Genomic DNA, 482 nt, shown 5'->3' with positions numbered 1-482 from the left:
GACTTTGCGTAGCGGGAAATCAATATAAGTTTTCTATTTTCATTTTCATCTTTTCCATTATTAATCGTGCGGCATTCCAAAAATCTTTTTTTTCATTATTATCTTTATCCTTATATGATATACAGTCCATATGATATTGTTTTTTAATATTATCCTTAAAAGCTGTAATGGTAGTAAATGATCCATCGAGACAAGTTGTTCTTATAGAATCTTGGCCTAAAATATAAATAGGTTCTTTTATATTTAAAATATATTGCGATATATTTCTATAATCATTTCCTGAAATTCTTCGTGTAAAATAATTTTCTTTATTTTTGACCATTACTTTTACCTTGCCCTTTTTATTATTTTTTAAAGGCTGAAATTTCACATTGATTTTACTCCCAATAATAATTGAATTAGAGCTAGTAAATTCTATACTATCTAATTTTTGAGAATAAAATAAATTCCCAAATGATATTAATGTGATTAAATATATATAT

Annotated in this window: 1 protein-coding gene; it reads right to left on the bottom strand. The window is 24.1% G+C overall.

Translation table 11 applies throughout. The features are described from left to right. Positions 1-19 precede the first annotated feature (19 nt). On the bottom strand, positions 20-482 hold a 463-nt coding region (locus OEA66_RS20420; RefSeq protein ID WP_267283144.1), incomplete at its 5' end, for a hypothetical protein.

This window comes from Chryseobacterium luquanense (assembly GCF_026460945.1).
Lineage (GTDB): Bacteria > Bacteroidota > Bacteroidia > Flavobacteriales > Weeksellaceae > Chryseobacterium > Chryseobacterium luquanense.
This window is presented reverse-complemented; position numbering and strand designations above follow the sequence as displayed.